This window comes from Photobacterium kasasachensis (genome assembly GCF_050336885.1).
Lineage (GTDB): Bacteria > Pseudomonadota > Gammaproteobacteria > Enterobacterales > Vibrionaceae > Photobacterium > Photobacterium kasasachensis.
The window spans coordinates 38,046-54,618 of sequence record NZ_JAKJSH010000019.1 but is presented as its reverse complement, the minus strand read 5'-3'; the positions used below and the strand labels follow the sequence as shown (position 1 = coordinate 54,618).

Genomic DNA, 16,573 nt, shown 5'->3' with positions numbered 1-16,573 from the left:
TGAAATGAAACAAAAACTCACCCCGTTAATACAGCTACTAGCCAAAGGGCAACTGGGGATCCCGCTGCTCCTGATGACGATACTGGCGATGGTGATCCTGCCTATCCCGCCGTTCGTGCTGGATATGCTGTTTACCTTCAACATCGTTCTGGCCCTGCTGGTAATGCTGGTCAGTGTCTATAGCAAACGGCCGCTTGATTTCTCGGTATTCCCGAGCATCCTGCTGGTAGCAACCCTGCTCCGCCTGATGCTGAATGTCGCCTCGACCCGGGTGGTGCTGCTCAACGGCCATGAAGGGGGCGAATCGGCCGGTAAGGTCATTCAGGCATTTGGTGATGTAGTGATCGGCGGCAACTACGTCGTCGGTATGGTGGTGTTCGTGATCCTGATGATCATTAACTTCGTGGTTGTCACCAAAGGTGGCGAGCGTATCTCGGAAGTAAGTGCCCGCTTTACCCTTGATGCCATGCCGGGTAAGCAGATGGCCATCGATGCCGACCTGAATGCCGGTATTATCGATCACAACCAGGCCAAACGCCGCCGTGAGGACGTCGCCCAGGAAGCCGACTTCTACGGTTCGATGGACGGTGCCTCAAAATTTGTCCGCGGTGATGCGATTGCCGGGATGCTGATCCTGTTTATCAACATCATCGGCGGGATCAGCATCGGGGTATTCCAGTACGGCCTGTCGTTTTCCGAAGCCTTTGAAACCTATGCCCTGCTGACTATCGGTGATGGTCTGGTTGCCCAGATCCCGTCACTGCTACTGGCGACGGCCGCAGCGATTATTGTGACCCGAGTTGCCGACAGCAACGACCTGTCAAAGCAAATCGGCAAACAGATGCTGGCGTCACCAGTCATTATGTTTGTCGTGTCCGGCATTATGCTGATACTTGGCCTGATCCCGGGTATGCCGCATCTGGCCTTCCTGTGTTTTGCCGCCGTGATCGGCCTTGCCGGCTGGCGGATGCGCAATATTGACACGACAGAAGTCGATGACGAGGACCTGGCCCGGGCCGAGGAGATTGTCGAACAGCATGACCAGCCAGAGAACAAGGAGCTGGCTGCCGGTGATATTCCTCTGGTTCATGCACTGAGCCTGAATGTCGGTTTCCGGCTGGTCAACCTGATCGACCGCCGCCAGGGTGCCGAGCTGCTCAGCCGGCTGATAGGGATCCGCAAGACCCTGACCGAACAGCGCGGGTTTGTGATCCCGCAGATCCATGTCAAAGATGATCTGGCGCTCGAGGCCAGCCAATACAAGATTGCCGTCCGGGGCGCGACTATCGTTGAGGCCGAGCTTGAGGCCGATCGTCTGCTGGCGATTAATCCGGGGCAGGTTTACGGTAATGTCGACGGCATCATCACCAAAGATCCGGCCTATGGCATGGAAGCGCTGTGGATTATGCCGACCGAAAAAGACAAGGCCGTCAATCTCGGCTATACCGTTGTCGACCACGCCACCATCATCTCGACCCATGTCAGCAAGGTGATCAACGACCATATCGACGATATCCTGAGCCCGGAAGAAGTCTCGGGAGTCATAGAACGGCTGGCCAGCCTGAACAGCAAGCTGGCTGATGACTTGCAGCAGAAACTCAACCCGCAGCAGCTACTACGGGTGTTTCGCCAGCTGACAATCGACGGCGTATCGCTGGCCGATATCGTGACGATTGCCAATTCGCTGGTCGAATCGGCAGAACTGTCGCAGGACCCGATCCTACTGGCTGCCGATGTCCGCTGCGTCTTGCGCCGGGTGGTTCTCGGCAGCCTGATCGGCATGCGCGCCGATGTCCCGGCAGTCACCCTGTCCGGCGAGCTGGAAAACATCCTGCTGGGCGCGCTCAGTCAAGCGCAGTCAGGCGGACACGTTCAGCTTGACGGCTTTGCCCTGGAGCCGACTGTCATCGAAAAGCTCCAACGCAGCCTGCCTGAAGTCCTGGACAATATGCGACTTCACGGCCACAGCCCAATCCTGCTGGTCCTGCCGCAACTACGTCCGCTGCTTGCACGCTATGCCCGGGTATGCGCCCGTGGCCTGCATGTATTGTCTTTCAATGAAATTCCGGATGACAAGAACGTGTCGGTGGTTGGCAATATGGGCTAGCCCATTTGCCCCGGTCGATAGCTCGTTATTCAGAAACAAGAAACACGCCAGCACCTGCTGGCGTGCTCCCTTCAAATCCCCATTAACCTAACTCCCGTACATGTTGGTTTAATAACGCCCTCAGCTTCAGCGGTTTCACCGGCTTGCTAATAAAACTGAAACCATGACCACGGATCACCTGCTGGGTTTCTGCCGTCCGGTCGGCACTGATAACCGCGCCTCGGAACGTTTTGCCCAGTCGCAGGCTGCACTGCTGCAGCACCTGCAAGCCTGTTTGCTCGTTGGCCAGGTGATAGTCGCTCAGTACGAAGTCTGGCTGCCAGTCATCATCAATCTGCTGCATGGCACCCGCCACGGTCTCGGCCAGTCGGACATCGCATCCCCAGCGGGCCAGCAAGGTTTCCATCCCCAGCAGAATGTCCGGCTCATTGTCGACACAAAGCACTTTGATACCCGCCAGCGGTGCGGTTTTCTCCTCGACAGGAATCGCCTTTTCCACCCGGCGGGCAAGCTCGCCACGGCGGACATCGAGCCCGAAGACCGTTCCCTGGCCGGGCCAGGATCGCAATGACAGCTGATGATCCAGAACCCGGCTGATCCCGCGTGCAATCGCCAGACCGAGGCCAAGGCCATGATCGACTCCGCTTCGCTCAATACGGGTAAATTCATCAAAAATATGGGCCTGCTTCTCTTTCGGGATCCCCGGACCGTTGTCCCAGACCTCGATCGTCAATTGCCCTTGCTTCCTTCGCGCCCCCAGCACCACCTTGCCGTTCGGATTATAGCGAAAGGCATTGGTCAGAAAGTTCTGCAACGCCCGGCGCAGCAACTTAGGATCGGAAACAATCACCGCATTGCTGTTGACCACCTCAAAGCGGATCCCCTGCTGCTGCGCCAAGGCGCCAAACTCTGCACTGAGTGTACTGAACACATCACTAACCAGAAACGGATGCACATTGACCTGCAGCTTGCCCGCTTCCAGACGGGAGACATCCAGCAGATCACCAATTAAGTCCTCCGCCGCTCCCAGCGCACTCTCGATATGGTGGGCAAGCTTGGTGGTTTCCTCTTCTTTGGCCACTTCTGTCAGAGACGACGAAAACAACCGCGCGGCATTCAGCGGTTGCATAAGGTCGTGGCTGACCGCGGCCAGAAAGCGCCCTTTCGAGTGGGCCTGCTGTTCAGCCTGCTGCGTGGCAGAAACCAACTGGCGGTTCAGCTGCTCCAGCTCCTGGGTACGCAGCCTCACCCGTTCTTCAAGGTTTTCGTTGGCCTCTTTCAACGCCAGCTCCGCTTGCCGGAACGCGGTGATATCGGTAAAGCTCATCACAAACCCGCCACCGGGCATCGGATTGCCCTGTACCTCGATAACCTGGCCATCCGGCCTGATCCGTGATGAGGTATGGGCAGTGCCCCGCTTGAGGTGTTCGACACGCTTGGCGACATGCGCCTCCGGATCGCCGGGGCCACACAGCCCCAGCTGGGCGTTGTGGCGAATCACATCCGCAATGGGACGACCGACTTGGATCAACCCCGGCGGAAAAGTAAACATTTCCAGATAGCGCTGGTTCCAGGCCACCAGCCTTAGCTGCTTGTCCACCACCGTTATTCCCTGGCTGATGTGCTCAATCGCTCCCTGCAGCAAACCACGGCTGAAATCAAACAGCTCGGAGGCTTCATCAACAATGGTTGCCACCTCTTCCAGCTGCATATTGCGCCCCTGAAGGGCAGAGGTCAGAACCAGACGCGCCGAGGAGGCCCCGAACACCCCGGCCAGCACCCGCTCGGTATGGCGGATCAGCGGTGCCGTTGCCTGCTGCTGGGGCAGCAAATCAGCCTGGTGCTGATCGGCGAACTGCCTGAAGGCAAGTCGCACCCGCTTGCGCCCGACAAAGCGGGCAGCCAGCATCTCAAGCTCGGCCACGGTTACCCGGGCCTGGTACAGGCTGCCATTATCCGACTCAGGCAACGGCGCGCCGACAAAAGTGGCTGCCTGCATTCGCTCGGTCAGCGATGTCCGGGTCAGCATCGATACCGAAAAATACAAAGAAATGTTCACAACAACACTGAGCAACATGCCCCAGTCAACGGCCGATAGCTGGTGCAGTACCGGCCATTGCGGCGGAGTAAGCAACCACAGCAGTAAGTTGGTTTCGGCATCACCGGCCAGCATATTGGTCTGGCCCATCATGGTGATCACCCATACCGCCGAGCCGCCCAGCAAACCCGCATACACACCGTTACGGTTGCCCTCACGCCAGTAAATTCCCCCCAGCAAAGCCGGTGCAAACTGGGCAATGGCCGCAAAAGACAATAGCCCGATACCGGACAGTGACTGAATTTCATCCAGAACCTGATGGAATCCCCAGGCGGCCATGAGTAGCAGCAGGATCAATGCGCGCCGAATATTGAGCAGCATGCCGGAGAAGGCGTTGAAATTGCGGCCGGATACCCGCAGTCGCCGCAACAGCAGCGGAAGAACCAAGTCGTTGGAGACCATGATGGCCAGGGCAATGGTCGAGACGATGACCATACCTGTCGCCGCCGATGTCCCGCCCAAAAACGCCAGCAGCGCAATACTCTCTACTCCCTGCTGCAGCGGCAGGTTGATGACATAAGTATCGGCAGAAATGTGCGGCAGCAGCGACTGGCCGGCCAACGCCAGCGGCACCACAAACAGCCCCATCAGCAGCAGATAAATCGGAAAAACCCAACGGGCCATGTGCAGGTCCTGCGCCCGGCTATTCTCCACCACAATGGTATGAAACTGGCGCGGCAAACAAATTATCGCCGCCATGGTAAGGATGGTATGGATCAGCAGGCTACCGATATTCGGCGTGCTCGGCTGCAGATATTCCTGTCTTACAGCCTGCAGATCGGGCAGCTCGAACAATAACCCTACAGCAAAAACCCCCACCACCAGAAAAGCCACCAGCTTAACGATTGACTCGAACGCCACGGCCATCATCATCCCACGGTGGTGCTCGGTGGTATCGATGTGCCGGGTGCCGAACAGAACGGTAAACACCGCCAGTGCCAGCGTTACCATCCAGGCAATGTCGGCATCATCGACTCCGCTCTGCTGGCCCAGATCCGGCGCAATTTGCTCCAGCCCCATGGTAATGCCGCGAAGCTGCAAGGCGATATACGGCAAAATCCCGATCACCGCAATGATCGTCACCAGAACGGCCAGCCCCTGGGATTTTCCGTAACGGGCAGCGATAAAGTCGGCAATGGAGGTAATATGCTCGCGCTTGGCAATTAAGATCAGCCGGGCAAGAATGCGCCAGCCAAAGGTGAAAACCACAATCGGCGCAAGGTAGATAGGCAAGAATGACCAGATATCCTGGCTGGCCTGTCCGACCGTGCCATAGAAGGTCCAAGAGGTACAGTAGACCGCAATTGAAAGGCTATAAATCCATGCCCGCCAGCCTGCCAGCCATTGCGGCCTTTTATCGCCATACCAGGCGATAAAAAAGAGCAGCCCGAGATATGCCAGCGAGACCGGCACGACAATCCATCCCTGTGCCATGATACGTCCTGATTGTAAAAAAGATGTAAGCCCATGGTAACGAATTCACACCCATTGACTCAATCAAGACGATCACAGCTTTGGCCGAAACGTCCCTTTCCGGCCAAAATCAATCACTTTCGACTAGCTATTGGTCACATAACGCGACCGTGGCTGGGTTTCAATCTTCATCAGCAGTACCGGCGCCCCCATCACAGCCATCAGCCAGAACAGATCCGCGCCCCAGATCCCGTACAACCAACCGCTCAGGGCCGTCATCATAGCCATGAAGGCCCCCATCGGCAGCGCATTATACAGTGCCTGCAACGCCACCATCTGGTTGCTCTTGGCTTGCTGAATATAGCGAATCGTTGCCAGGTGGCAGGCCGCAAAAGTAACACCGTGCAGCGCCTGCGCCATCACCAAGACAGGCAGTTCGGTCATGCTGGCAGTCACTCCCCAGCGCAACAACACGCCCAATGCCGCAAGGCGGAACATGGCCGAGATACTCCAGCCGGCAAATATACGCTTGCTCAGGGCAAAGACAGCGACTTCGGCAACCACACTGAAACTCCAGAGGTATCCAATGACCGCTTCGCTGTAGCCGACTTCTTTCCAGTAAATCGCACTAAAACTGTAATAGGCCGCATGACTGCCCTGTAGCAAGGCAACCGCGCCAAGAAAACGGACAACCTGGCTATCACGCATCAGCGCCATCAAGGCAGGACGAGCCTGATCATGGCCGTCTTCCGAAACAGGCAACACTGTCGGCTGACGCATCGATAGCACCAATGCCGCCACCAGACCCGCCGCGGCTACCCAAGGGATCACATCAGGGCTATATTCCGCCGCCAGCAGGCCCACGACCGTTGAGCCGGCGATAAAGGCGATGGAGCCCCATAGCCGGGTACGACCATAGTCTAAATGGCCGTCTTTGGCATAGTGGTTAGCCAATGCATCAGACAGCGGCACGATCGGCCCGACCAGCATGTTATAGATGATTGTGACTATAGTAAGTGCCCACAAACTACCACCACAATAGATATACACGACGCAGCTTATCAAAGCAGCCAGTGCCAGCCAGCGAAGTGCCGGGATCAAATGCTCTGCCTTATGGATCCGCGGGGTGATCACCAGGTTGGCCAGACAACGCACGCCAAAACCCAACCCCAGCAACAGCCCTATATTCGAGGCGCTCACCTCCAAATGCGCAAGCCACAACGCCCAAAAAGGGAGGTACACACCATAATTAAAGAAAAAACCAAGCAGGTATTGCGAGGTCCATCCATAGGGGCTACTACGAAACATGCCAAGTCCTATATGCAGAGATAAGTATAACGGTTGGCCATTATGCCGAATTCGCTACCGTCTCCCAATGAAATTATCAGACAATTTTACTTCCTCTTTTCCCACTCTAGACTAAAGTCGTCTGGAGCCATCTCCTATCCTGGGCGACACTGATTGCATCAATGCCAAACCCATTTTCCTGTGTGCGCTGCACCCAATTAGTCGGATGGTTGCCATGCCTGATAAGTTTGATACCTCACTGCCCCCCTTTGACCGCCTCAGCAACGAGCAGCAAAGCCTGCTGACAGAGGCCCTGGATGTTGCCTATTACCGGGCCGGGGACATCATCATTGATGCCGAGGAGCCATGCTCCCAGCTCTACATCATCATCAAGGGCAGCGTGGAAGAAACATCGGCAGACGGCAAGGAAATCTTCGCCCACTATACCGGCGACGATATGTTTGATGTTCGCTCGCAGCTCGAACATCACAGCCGCCACCGCTACACGGCACTGGAAGACACCCTGTGCTATTTGCTTCCCAGGTCCATTTTTGTCGATCTTTACCGTTCCTGCGATCAGTTTGCGGCCTACTTCGACGGCAACCTCGCTCGGCGCCAGCAGTTGCTGGATGAAGCCCAGAAACAGCAAAACCTGGCCGAGTTTATCCTTACCAAGGTCAGTGACGACAACATCCAGCCCTGCATGATTGTGCCCTGCGATACCGATCTCAAATCGGTGACGGAGCAAATGCGCAGCAAAGGCATGGATGCCGCCCTGGTCGAACTCAACCCACAGCCGCAATACGGTATCGTGACCCGAACCAACCTGCTTCATGCCGTGATGCTGGACAATCTGCCAGCCACGACACCGGTCAGCCAGATAGCAACAACACCGGTTATCAGCGTCAACAAAGGCGACTTCCTGTTCAATGCCATGCTGGCCATGACCCGCAACAAGGTGAAACGGGTCCAGGTGCTTGATGGCAATCAGGTGACCGGTATGCTGGATCTCACCCAGGTGCTCAGCCTGTTCTCGACCCACTCGCATGTCCTGACCCTGCGCATTGCCCGGGCAGAAACCATCGAGGAACTGGCCATGGCAGCCGGCAGCCAGCACCGGCTGGTCGAAACCCTGTTTAACAACGGGATCCACACCCTGTTTGTGATGGAGCTTATCGCCACGGTCAACGAGCAAATCATCGAGAAAGCGTTCAGGCTGGTAGTGCCAGAGCATATGCATGGCCGCTGCTGTTTTATGGTCATGGGCTCAGAGGGTCGCGGTGAGCAAGTGCTGAAAACCGATCAGGACAATGCACTGATCATCCAGGACGGCGTCGACTGGCCGGAGTGCCCGCAGGTCATGGAGCAACTGACCCATACCCTGCACCAGCTCGGCTACCCGCTCTGTCCCGGCAAGGTGATGGTCAACAACCCCAAGTGGGTCAGGCATCAAAGTGAGTGGTTACATACTATCAGCGAGCTTGCCAAGGCCGGCACCGAAGCCACCATGATGGACCTGGCTATATTGGCCGACAGCCACGCGGTTGCCGGCAACCGTGCCCTGCTCGAGCCCCTGCAAACCCATCTCCACCGGCAGCTGGCCGATCAGGAGCTGCTACTGGCTACCTTCACCCGCCCAGCACTGAAGTTCAGCGTTCCGCTAACGCTGTTTGGCAAACTGAAGGCCGGCAAGGAAGGGCTGGATATCAAACGCGGCGGTATTTTCCCGATTGTTCACGGTATTCGGGCCCTGGCACTGGAGCACAACATCGAAGACAACAATACCTTCCTGCGCCTGAGCCAACTGGAACAACACAAGGTACTGGAGCCCTCCACCGCCTCGAACCTGAGCGAGGCGCTAAAGCTATTTATCAAGCTTCGCCTCAGGCAGCAGCTCGACCATCAGGCCAACGGGCTGCAGCAACACCTCAATATCAGCTATCTCAGCCGCGCCGAGCGCGACCTGCTTCGCCACAGCCTTCACGTGGTCAAGAAATTCAAAGAGTGGCTGGGCTATCACTATCAGATCAGAGACTAAGGAGCGAGCGCCAAGACGCTAGAATCTATGACCTAGAAACTAACGCCGTGGCACTCGAACACAGTATGAATATTTTACGACGCTGGTGGTACCAACATAAACTCAAGGCCAGTCCCTATCAGGCACTGTTCGAGAACTATCTGGGCGATGAACTGGTCTCGCTGGACTGCGAGACCACCAGCCTGGATCCCCACAGTGCCGAGCTAGTCACCATTGCCGCCACCCGAATCAAGGCCAACCGGATCCTCACCAGCCAGTCGATTCACCTGACCCTGCGCGCACCGGTCAGCCTCGATGCCGATTCAATCGCCATCCACCGGATTCGCCACCAGGACCTTCAGGAAGGGCTCGAAGAACGCCAGGCGCTCGTTACGCTGTTGGAGTTCATCGGCAACCGGCCTCTGGTCGGCTACCATATCCGCTATGATAAAACGATCCTCGACCGCTACTACCAGCGCCTGTTCGACTTCTCCCTGCCCAACAAAATGGTCGAGGTCAGCCACCTCTATCATGAAAGGCTCGAACGGCTGCTGCCCAATGCCTATTACGACCTCAGCCTGGAAGCCATCAGCCGCCACCTGGATCTGCCGGTCACGGATCGTCATGATGCGCTGCAGGATGCCATTACTGCCGCCCTGATTTATGTCCGGCTCAAGCATGGCGACATCCCGACCCTGCGTTCCGCCTGATCCCAAAACGCCCGCCAACACCTTGCGCGGTGCAAGGTTTTTAATGCAAACGTTATGTAACTTATACCTTGCCACAATAATTTCCCAACTCTCATCCTAAAGTCTAATTGTGGCTAGCTGCGATCTGTCACAAGTTAGTAATTACAAAATGAAAAAAATAATCCGGTCCGGTACGGACATTGACGGAACACAAGGAGAATAGGATGAGTGAGGTTCATATATATCCAGTACACAAGGATATTGCTGCTAACGCCCATGTGACTGACGAGCAATACCGTGAAATGTATCAGCAGTCGGTGATCAACCCGGCTGGCTTCTGGCGTGAACACGGCCAGATTGTTGACTGGATTAAGCCTTTTTCCCAGGTCAAGAACACCTCCTTTGACACCGGCCATGTCAGTGTCAAATGGTTTGAAGACGGAACCCTGAACGTGTCCGCCAACTGCCTCGACCGCCATCTGGCAACCCGCGGTGACCAGGCCGCGATTATCTGGGAAGGCGATGACCCGTCTGACGATGCCACCCTGACCTACAACGAGTTGTACGAGGAAGTCTGTAAGTTTTCCAATGCCCTGAAGAGCCAGGGCGTGCGCAAGGGCGACGTTGTCTGCCTCTACATGCCGATGGTAGCCGAAGCTGCTATTGCCATGCTGGCCTGTACCCGTATCGGTGCCGTCCACACTATCGTCTTTGGCGGTTTCTCGCCGGAGGCACTGGCCGGGCGTATTATTGATTCCAACGCCAAGGTCGTCGTGACGGCTGATGAGGGTGTCCGTGGCGGCCGTGCCGTGCCGCTAAAGAAAAATGTCGATGACGCGCTGGCCAATGACGACGTGACCACTGTTGAAAAGGTATTAGTACTCAAGCGTACCGGCGGCGAAGTCGAGTGGAATGACACCCGCGATGTGTGGTGGCACGACGCGACAGCCGTTGCCTCGGCGAACTGCGAACCGGAAGAAATGAACGCCGAAGATCCATTGTTCATCCTTTATACCTCAGGCTCGACCGGCAAACCGAAAGGCGTGCTGCATACCACCGGTGGCTATCTGGTCTATGCGACAATGACCTTCAAGTATGTCTTCGACTATCAGGAAGGCGATGTTTACTGGTGTACGGCTGATGTCGGCTGGATCACCGGTCATAGCTATTTGGTATACGGGCCGCTGGCCAACGGCGCAACCACCCTGCTATTTGAAGGCGTGCCGAACTATCCGTCCACCAGCCGTATGAGCGAAGTGGTCGACAAGCACAACGTCAACATCCTCTATACCGCGCCGACGGCAATCCGTGCCCTGATGGCCAAAGGCAACCAGGCCATTGAAGGCACCCACCGTTCATCGCTGCGTATCATGGGATCGGTCGGTGAGCCGATCAACCCGGAAGCCTGGGAATGGTATCACCGCACCATCGGCGACAGCCGCTGTCCGATTGTCGATACCTGGTGGCAAACCGAAACCGGCGGGATCCTTATTACCCCATTACCGGGAGCGACCGAGCTTAAACCGGGATCGGCAACCCGACCTTTCTTCGGTGTCCAGCCTGCCATCGTCGATAACATGGGCAACATCCTTGAGGGGGCAACCGAAGGCAACCTGGTGATGATTGATTCGTGGCCGGGCCAGATGCGCACGCTGTGGGGCGACCATGACCGCTTCGAACAGACCTATTTCTCCACCTTCCAGGGAATGTACTTCACCGGTGACGGTGCCCGTCGTGACGAAGACGGTTACTACTGGATCACAGGGCGTGTCGATGATGTGCTGAATATCTCCGGCCACCGGATGGGCACCGCAGAAATCGAATCAGCCCTGGTGGCCTTCGACAAGATTGCCGAAGCCGCCATCGTCGGCGTACCGCATGACATCAAGGGCCAGGCCATTTATGCCTACATCACCCTCAACAACGGCGAAGTACCAAGCGCCGAGCTACACAAAGAAGTAAAGGAATGGGTACGCAAGGAAATCGGCCCGATTGCCACACCGGACTTCCTCCACTGGACCGATGCCCTGCCGAAAACCCGCTCCGGCAAGATTATGCGACGTATTCTGCGCAAGATCGCCACCGGCGACACCGGCACCCTGGGGGATACCTCGACCCTGGCCGATCCGAGCGTGGTCGACAAACTTATCGCCGAGAAGCAAAAAGTCCTCTAATCTTTCCTCGACAACATGAGAAAACCGCCTTCGGGCGGTTTTCTCGTCAAATGTCAAAATTTCCAGCCAGATAACTAGCTTATACTGCCAAGCCAGCTACACTACCTGGCATCCAATCCCTATCACTCTCCACGTCGGTATTCAGGAATGTGATAAATGAAACAAGTCTGCAACCAAAAGCGTGGACTCCGCCACAACTTAGATGCACCGGGCTGAACTCTGCGAACAAACTGCCGTCTAATTCAACAATCTCAAGAATACAGCGTACACGTGTCCACATAAAATTGTGGTGATTAGACCAGTATTTTGCTGCGATTTGCGTTGAATTCACTATAATTGCTCACCAAGCATGTTTTGGCAGCAGAATTGAGATACACGGGAAGCAAGGTTGCAGTTACCTGCACGTTGTTAGAGTAAAACCTCAAAAAACAAGTGATATAACGTCAAGATGTCGACCGTTCAACGAATTTTACTTATCAATGGACCTAACCTGAACTTATTAGGTCTCAGAGAGCCCGGCCACTACGGCCAGCAGGCACTGGCTCAAATCGTTACGAGTTTAACTGCCAAAGCAACCGAACTGGGCGTAGAGCTAGACCACATTCAATCTAACGCCGAGCATGAGTTGATTGATGCTATCCATAATGCCCACGGCACGGTGGACTTTATCATTATCAACCCGGCCGCTTTCACGCACACCAGCGTAGCGATCCGCGATGCCCTGCTCGGGGTCCAGATCCCGTTTATTGAAGTGCATCTGTCTAACGTCCATGCCCGAGAGCCGTTCCGCCACCATTCCTACCTGTCCGATAAGGCAGTCGGGGTAATTTGTGGTCTCGGCCCGGACGGATATGAATTCGCCCTGAATGCAGCAGTTCGACGCCTGCATTCAGACAGCTAAATGAACAACATAAAGAGAAAGATAAATGGATATTCGTAAGATCAAGAAGCTAATCGAACTGGTAGAAGAGTCTGGTATCTCGGAGCTTGAGATTTCTGAAGGCGAAGAGTCTGTACGCATCAGCCGTAACTCTCCAGTAGCCACTGTTGCCGCGCCAGCTCAAGTTGTTGCCGCAGCACCAGCTGCACCTGTTGCCGCACCGGCAGCCGCTCCTGCAGTAGCCGAAGCGCCTGCGGCACCAGCGGCACCTGCTGGCCACCAGGTTCTTTCTCCAATGGTAGGTACTTTCTACCGCGCCCCTAGCCCTGAAGCAAAAACATTTGTTGAAGTCGGTCAGAGCGTCAATGTCGGCGATACGCTATGTATCGTTGAAGCAATGAAGATGATGAACCAAATCGAAGCTGACAAGGCGGGTACTGTGGTTGCTATTCTGGCTGAAGACGGCGACGCGATCGAGTTCGACCAGCCGCTAGTTATCATCGAGTAACCGGGGCACCCTATGTTAGATAAATTAGTTATCGCCAACCGAGGCGAAATTGCGTTACGTATACTACGTGCGTGTAAAGAGCTAGGGATCAAAACCGTTGCGGTTCACTCCACAGCTGACCGCGATCTGAAGCACGTTCTTCTTGCTGACGAGTCTATCTGTATCGGTCCGGCAAAAGGCACCGACAGCTACCTGAATATTCCACGTATTATCAGTGCAGCTGAAATCACCGGTGCAGTGGCTATCCACCCGGGATACGGTTTCCTATCTGAAAATGCTGACTTTGCCGAGCAGGTTGAGCGTTCCGGCTTTATCTTCGTTGGCCCGAAAGCGGAAACTATCCGCATGATGGGTGACAAAGTATCAGCAATCACTGCGATGAAAAAAGCCGGGGTTCCTTGTGTACCAGGCTCTGATGGTCCTCTGGATGATGATGCCATCAAGAACAAGTCTTTTGCCAAGCGCATCGGCTACCCGGTGATCATCAAGGCATCAGGTGGCGGCGGCGGTCGTGGTATGCGTGTCGTACGCACCGAAGCCGAGCTATCCGAAGCGATTGCCATGACCCGTGCCGAAGCCAAAGCGTGTTTCAACAATGACATGGTTTATATGGAGAAATTCCTAGAAAACCCTCGTCATATCGAAGTCCAGGTTCTGGCTGACGGCCAGGGCAACGCTATCCACCTGGGAGAGCGTGACTGTTCTATGCAGCGTCGCCACCAGAAAGTGGTGGAAGAGGCACCGGCACCGGGTATCACCGAAGAGATGCGTAAGTACATCGGCGAGCGCTGTACGCGTGCATGTATCGAGATCGACTACCGCGGCGCGGGCACCTTCGAGTTCCTGTACGAGAATGGCGAGTTCTATTTCATTGAAATGAACACCCGTATCCAGGTAGAGCACCCAGTAACCGAGATGGTTACCGGCGTTGACCTGATCAAAGAGCAGCTTCGTATTGCTGCCGGTCAGCCGCTGTCGTTCAGCCAGAGTGACATCCAGGTTCGTGGCCATGCTGTTGAATGTCGTATCAACGCCGAAGATCCAGAGCGCTTCCTGCCATGTCCGGGTAAGATTGAGCGTTTCCACGCACCGGGCGGTATGGGGATCCGTTGGGAATCTCACATCTACACCGGCTACTCGGTACCACCACACTACGATTCAATGATTGGCAAGCTGATTGCCTTCGGCGAAAACCGTGACGTGGCGATCTCGCGCATGCGCAACGCGCTGGGTGAAGCAATCATCGACGGTATCAAGACCAACATTCCTCTGCAGCAAGAAATTATGGCAGACGAAAACTTCCAGCATGGTGGCGCCAACATCCACTATCTCGAGAAGAAACTCGGTCTACAGTAATTGCTCACTGTATAATACAAAGGCTGCCAGACTGGCAGCCCTTTTTATGCCCGCGTCATTCCCACCAGCACCAATTTGATCTGCTTTCTGGCACTGCTGCTTTTCTTTTGCCACAATACCCCACCTTTATTTGTATGAACAATGCTCACTCTCAGTATTATCAACCTCTTTTCTGAGTAGTGTTGCTAATTGACTGGAGACTTCGGCATGAAGACGCTCTCTGCTCGCTACCGCCAGGCCCATAAGGAAGCCAAATGGGCAATCGGCCTCGCTCTGGCCTACTTCCTCTGGTGGTACTGCTCGGCCTACGCGTTCGCACCAAGCAACGTACACGAGACCTTACCGCAGCTGTATTGGGGCTTTCCGCTCTGGTTCCTGCTGGCCTGCATTATCGGCCCGGTGATCTTTACCCTGCTATGTGGCCTGATGGTGAAGTACGTCTACCGGGATATGTCTCTGGATTTTGACAAGGACACCCCGGATGAATAGTCAGCTACTAATTCCACTTATCCTCTATTTGGCAGCCGTCTTCGGCCTGGCCCTGTTTACCCGCCGACACCACAAGCACGGCAAGGGCTTCCTCAATGAATATCTGGTCGGCAACCGCAGCATGGGCGGCTTCGTGCTGGCCATGACACTGGCAGCCACCTATGCCAGCGCCAGCTCCTTTATCGGTGGCCCGGGCGCAGCCTACAAGATGGGATTGGGCTGGGTCTTGCTGGCCATGATCCAGCTGCCTGCCGCCTGGCTCACGCTAGGGGTACTCGGCAAAAAATTTGCTATCGAGGCACGCCGCCACAATGCCCTGACCCTCAATGACATTCTCTATGCCCGCTACAAAAACCGGGCCGTCGTTATCTTCGCCTCGCTGGCCCTGCTGCTGGCCTTCTTTGGCACCATGGTGGTGCAGTTTGTCGGCGGAGCCCGCCTGCTGCAAACCGTCACCGGGCTGTCTTATTCTCACGGCCTGATGCTGTTTGCCGTGACGGTCGGCCTGTATACCACTATCGGCGGCTTTCGTGCCGTAGTAATGACTGACACCGTTCAGGGCGTCATGATGATCATCGGTACCATCGCCCTGCTGGTCGGCATTGTGCATGCCGGTGGCAGTATCGGCGAGCTGGTGACCGAGCTGCATCATATCGATCCCGAGCTGGTCACGCCGTTTGGGCCGGATAATTTCCTCTCCCAGCCCTTTATGCTCAGTTTCTGGGTTCTGGTCTGTTTCGGGGTGATCGGCCTGCCGCACGCCGCGGTGCGCTGTATGTCGTACAAAGACAGCAGCTCGCTGCACAAGGGCATGGTGATCAGCACGGCCATGGTCGCGTTCCTGATGCTGGGCATGCACCTGGCCGGCGCGCTTGGCCGCGCCATCGTGCCCGATATTGCCACCCCGGATCAGATCATGCCGACTCTGATGGTGACCGTGCTGCCTCCTGTCGTCGCCGGGGTCTTTCTGGCCGGACCGATGGCCGCGATTATGTCGACCATCGACTCGCAGCTTATCCAGGCCTCGGCAACGTTGCTCAAGGATCTGTACCTCAACTACATCAACCCCAAAGCCGCCGAGGGGCCGGAAGCCGAGTCCCGCCTGCCGAAACTATCGCTATGGGTAACCGGTATTTTCTCGGCCCTGGTCTTTGTCGCCGCCACCAACCCGCCGGACATGATTATCTGGCTCAACCTGCTGGCCTTCGGCGGTATGCAGGCCGTGTTCCTGTGGCCACTGGTTCTCGGGCTGTACTGGAAAAAAGCGTCTGCCACCGGGGCATTCGCCTCTATGGTGACTGGCCTTGGTTGCTACATCGGTCTGTCGCTGGTCAAGCCGGATCTGGGGGGGATGCACGCTATCGTCCCGACGCTGGCCCTTAGCCTGGTCACCTTTGTGCTCGGCAGCCTGGTCAAACCCGTTTCGGCACCTAGCCCGCAACATCAGCTCTAAACCTTACGCTTTACCCGCAAGATAGCACCATTTGGTGCTATCTTTTCCTTGTTCAAACCCGCCGGACACGCAGCCGCAGACCGACGAAGTAGATGCGGGCTG

General features: G+C 55.9%; 12 protein-coding genes. 9 read left to right on the top strand and 3 right to left on the bottom strand.

From position 1 onward, the window contains the following. Positions 1-4 precede the first annotated feature (4 nt). Entirely contained in the window at positions 5-2,107 is a 2,103-nt protein-coding gene (flhA, locus tag L4D19_RS23045; RefSeq protein WP_428454418.1) for a flagellar biosynthesis protein FlhA, read from the top strand. Between the two features lie 82 nt (positions 2,108-2,189). On the opposite strand, the gene L4D19_RS23040 is transcribed toward flhA, so the two are convergent. Continuing rightward, positions 2,190-5,639: a hybrid sensor histidine kinase/response regulator gene (locus tag L4D19_RS23040; RefSeq protein ID WP_428454417.1), complete on the bottom strand. Its 3,450-nt coding sequence runs from the start codon at positions 5,637-5,639 to the stop codon at positions 2,190-2,192. 123 nt (positions 5,640-5,762) lie between these two features. Continuing rightward, entirely contained in the window at positions 5,763-6,926 is a 1,164-nt protein-coding gene (locus L4D19_RS23035) for a 3-phenylpropionate MFS transporter (protein ID WP_428454416.1), read from the bottom strand. A gap of 214 nt (positions 6,927-7,140) precedes the next feature. On the opposite strand from L4D19_RS23035, the gene L4D19_RS23030 reads away from it, so the two are divergent. The 6 genes from L4D19_RS23030 (at position 7,141) to accC (ending at position 14,529) form a co-directional block, all read left to right on the top strand. Then, positions 7,141-8,943 carry a DUF294 nucleotidyltransferase-like domain-containing protein gene (locus tag L4D19_RS23030; RefSeq protein WP_428454415.1) on the top strand — a complete coding sequence of 601 codons (1,803 nt, stop codon included), beginning with the start codon at positions 7,141-7,143 and terminating at the stop codon, positions 8,941-8,943. Between the two features lie 65 nt (positions 8,944-9,008). After that, a complete protein-coding gene (locus L4D19_RS23025; RefSeq protein ID WP_428454414.1) occupies positions 9,009-9,632 on the top strand; it encodes a 3'-5' exonuclease in 624 nt (207 codons plus the stop codon). A 203-nt stretch (positions 9,633-9,835) separates the two neighbouring features. Beyond that, positions 9,836-11,785, top strand: a complete 1,950-nt coding sequence (gene acs, locus L4D19_RS23020; RefSeq protein ID WP_428454413.1) for an acetate--CoA ligase — start codon at positions 9,836-9,838, stop codon at positions 11,783-11,785. A 448-nt stretch (positions 11,786-12,233) separates the two neighbouring features. Then, a complete protein-coding gene (gene aroQ, locus L4D19_RS23015; protein WP_428454412.1) occupies positions 12,234-12,686 on the top strand; it encodes a type II 3-dehydroquinate dehydratase in 453 nt (150 codons plus the stop codon). A gap of 25 nt (positions 12,687-12,711) precedes the next feature. After that, a complete protein-coding gene (gene accB, locus L4D19_RS23010; protein ID WP_428454411.1) occupies positions 12,712-13,173 on the top strand; it encodes an acetyl-CoA carboxylase biotin carboxyl carrier protein in 462 nt (153 codons plus the stop codon). A 12-nt stretch (positions 13,174-13,185) separates the two neighbouring features. Further along, positions 13,186-14,529: an acetyl-CoA carboxylase biotin carboxylase subunit gene (gene accC / locus L4D19_RS23005; protein WP_428454410.1), complete on the top strand. Its 1,344-nt coding sequence runs from the start codon at positions 13,186-13,188 to the stop codon at positions 14,527-14,529. Here accC and L4D19_RS23000 read toward each other — a convergent pair. Then, positions 14,521-14,643, bottom strand: a complete 123-nt coding sequence (locus tag L4D19_RS23000) for a hypothetical protein (RefSeq protein ID WP_428454409.1) — start codon at positions 14,641-14,643, stop codon at positions 14,521-14,523. The genes accC and L4D19_RS23000 overlap by 9 nt on opposite strands. A gap of 93 nt (positions 14,644-14,736) precedes the next feature. On the opposite strand from L4D19_RS23000, the gene L4D19_RS22995 reads away from it, so the two are divergent. Beyond that, complete coding sequence (locus L4D19_RS22995; RefSeq protein ID WP_075768218.1) at positions 14,737-15,018, top strand: YhdT family protein; 282 nt, start codon at positions 14,737-14,739, stop codon at positions 15,016-15,018. Beyond that, positions 15,011-16,471, top strand: a complete 1,461-nt coding sequence (panF, locus tag L4D19_RS22990; protein WP_428454408.1) for a sodium/pantothenate symporter — start codon at positions 15,011-15,013, stop codon at positions 16,469-16,471. The genes L4D19_RS22995 and panF overlap by 8 nt, the downstream gene beginning before the upstream one ends. Positions 16,472-16,573: the final 102 nt, after the last annotated feature.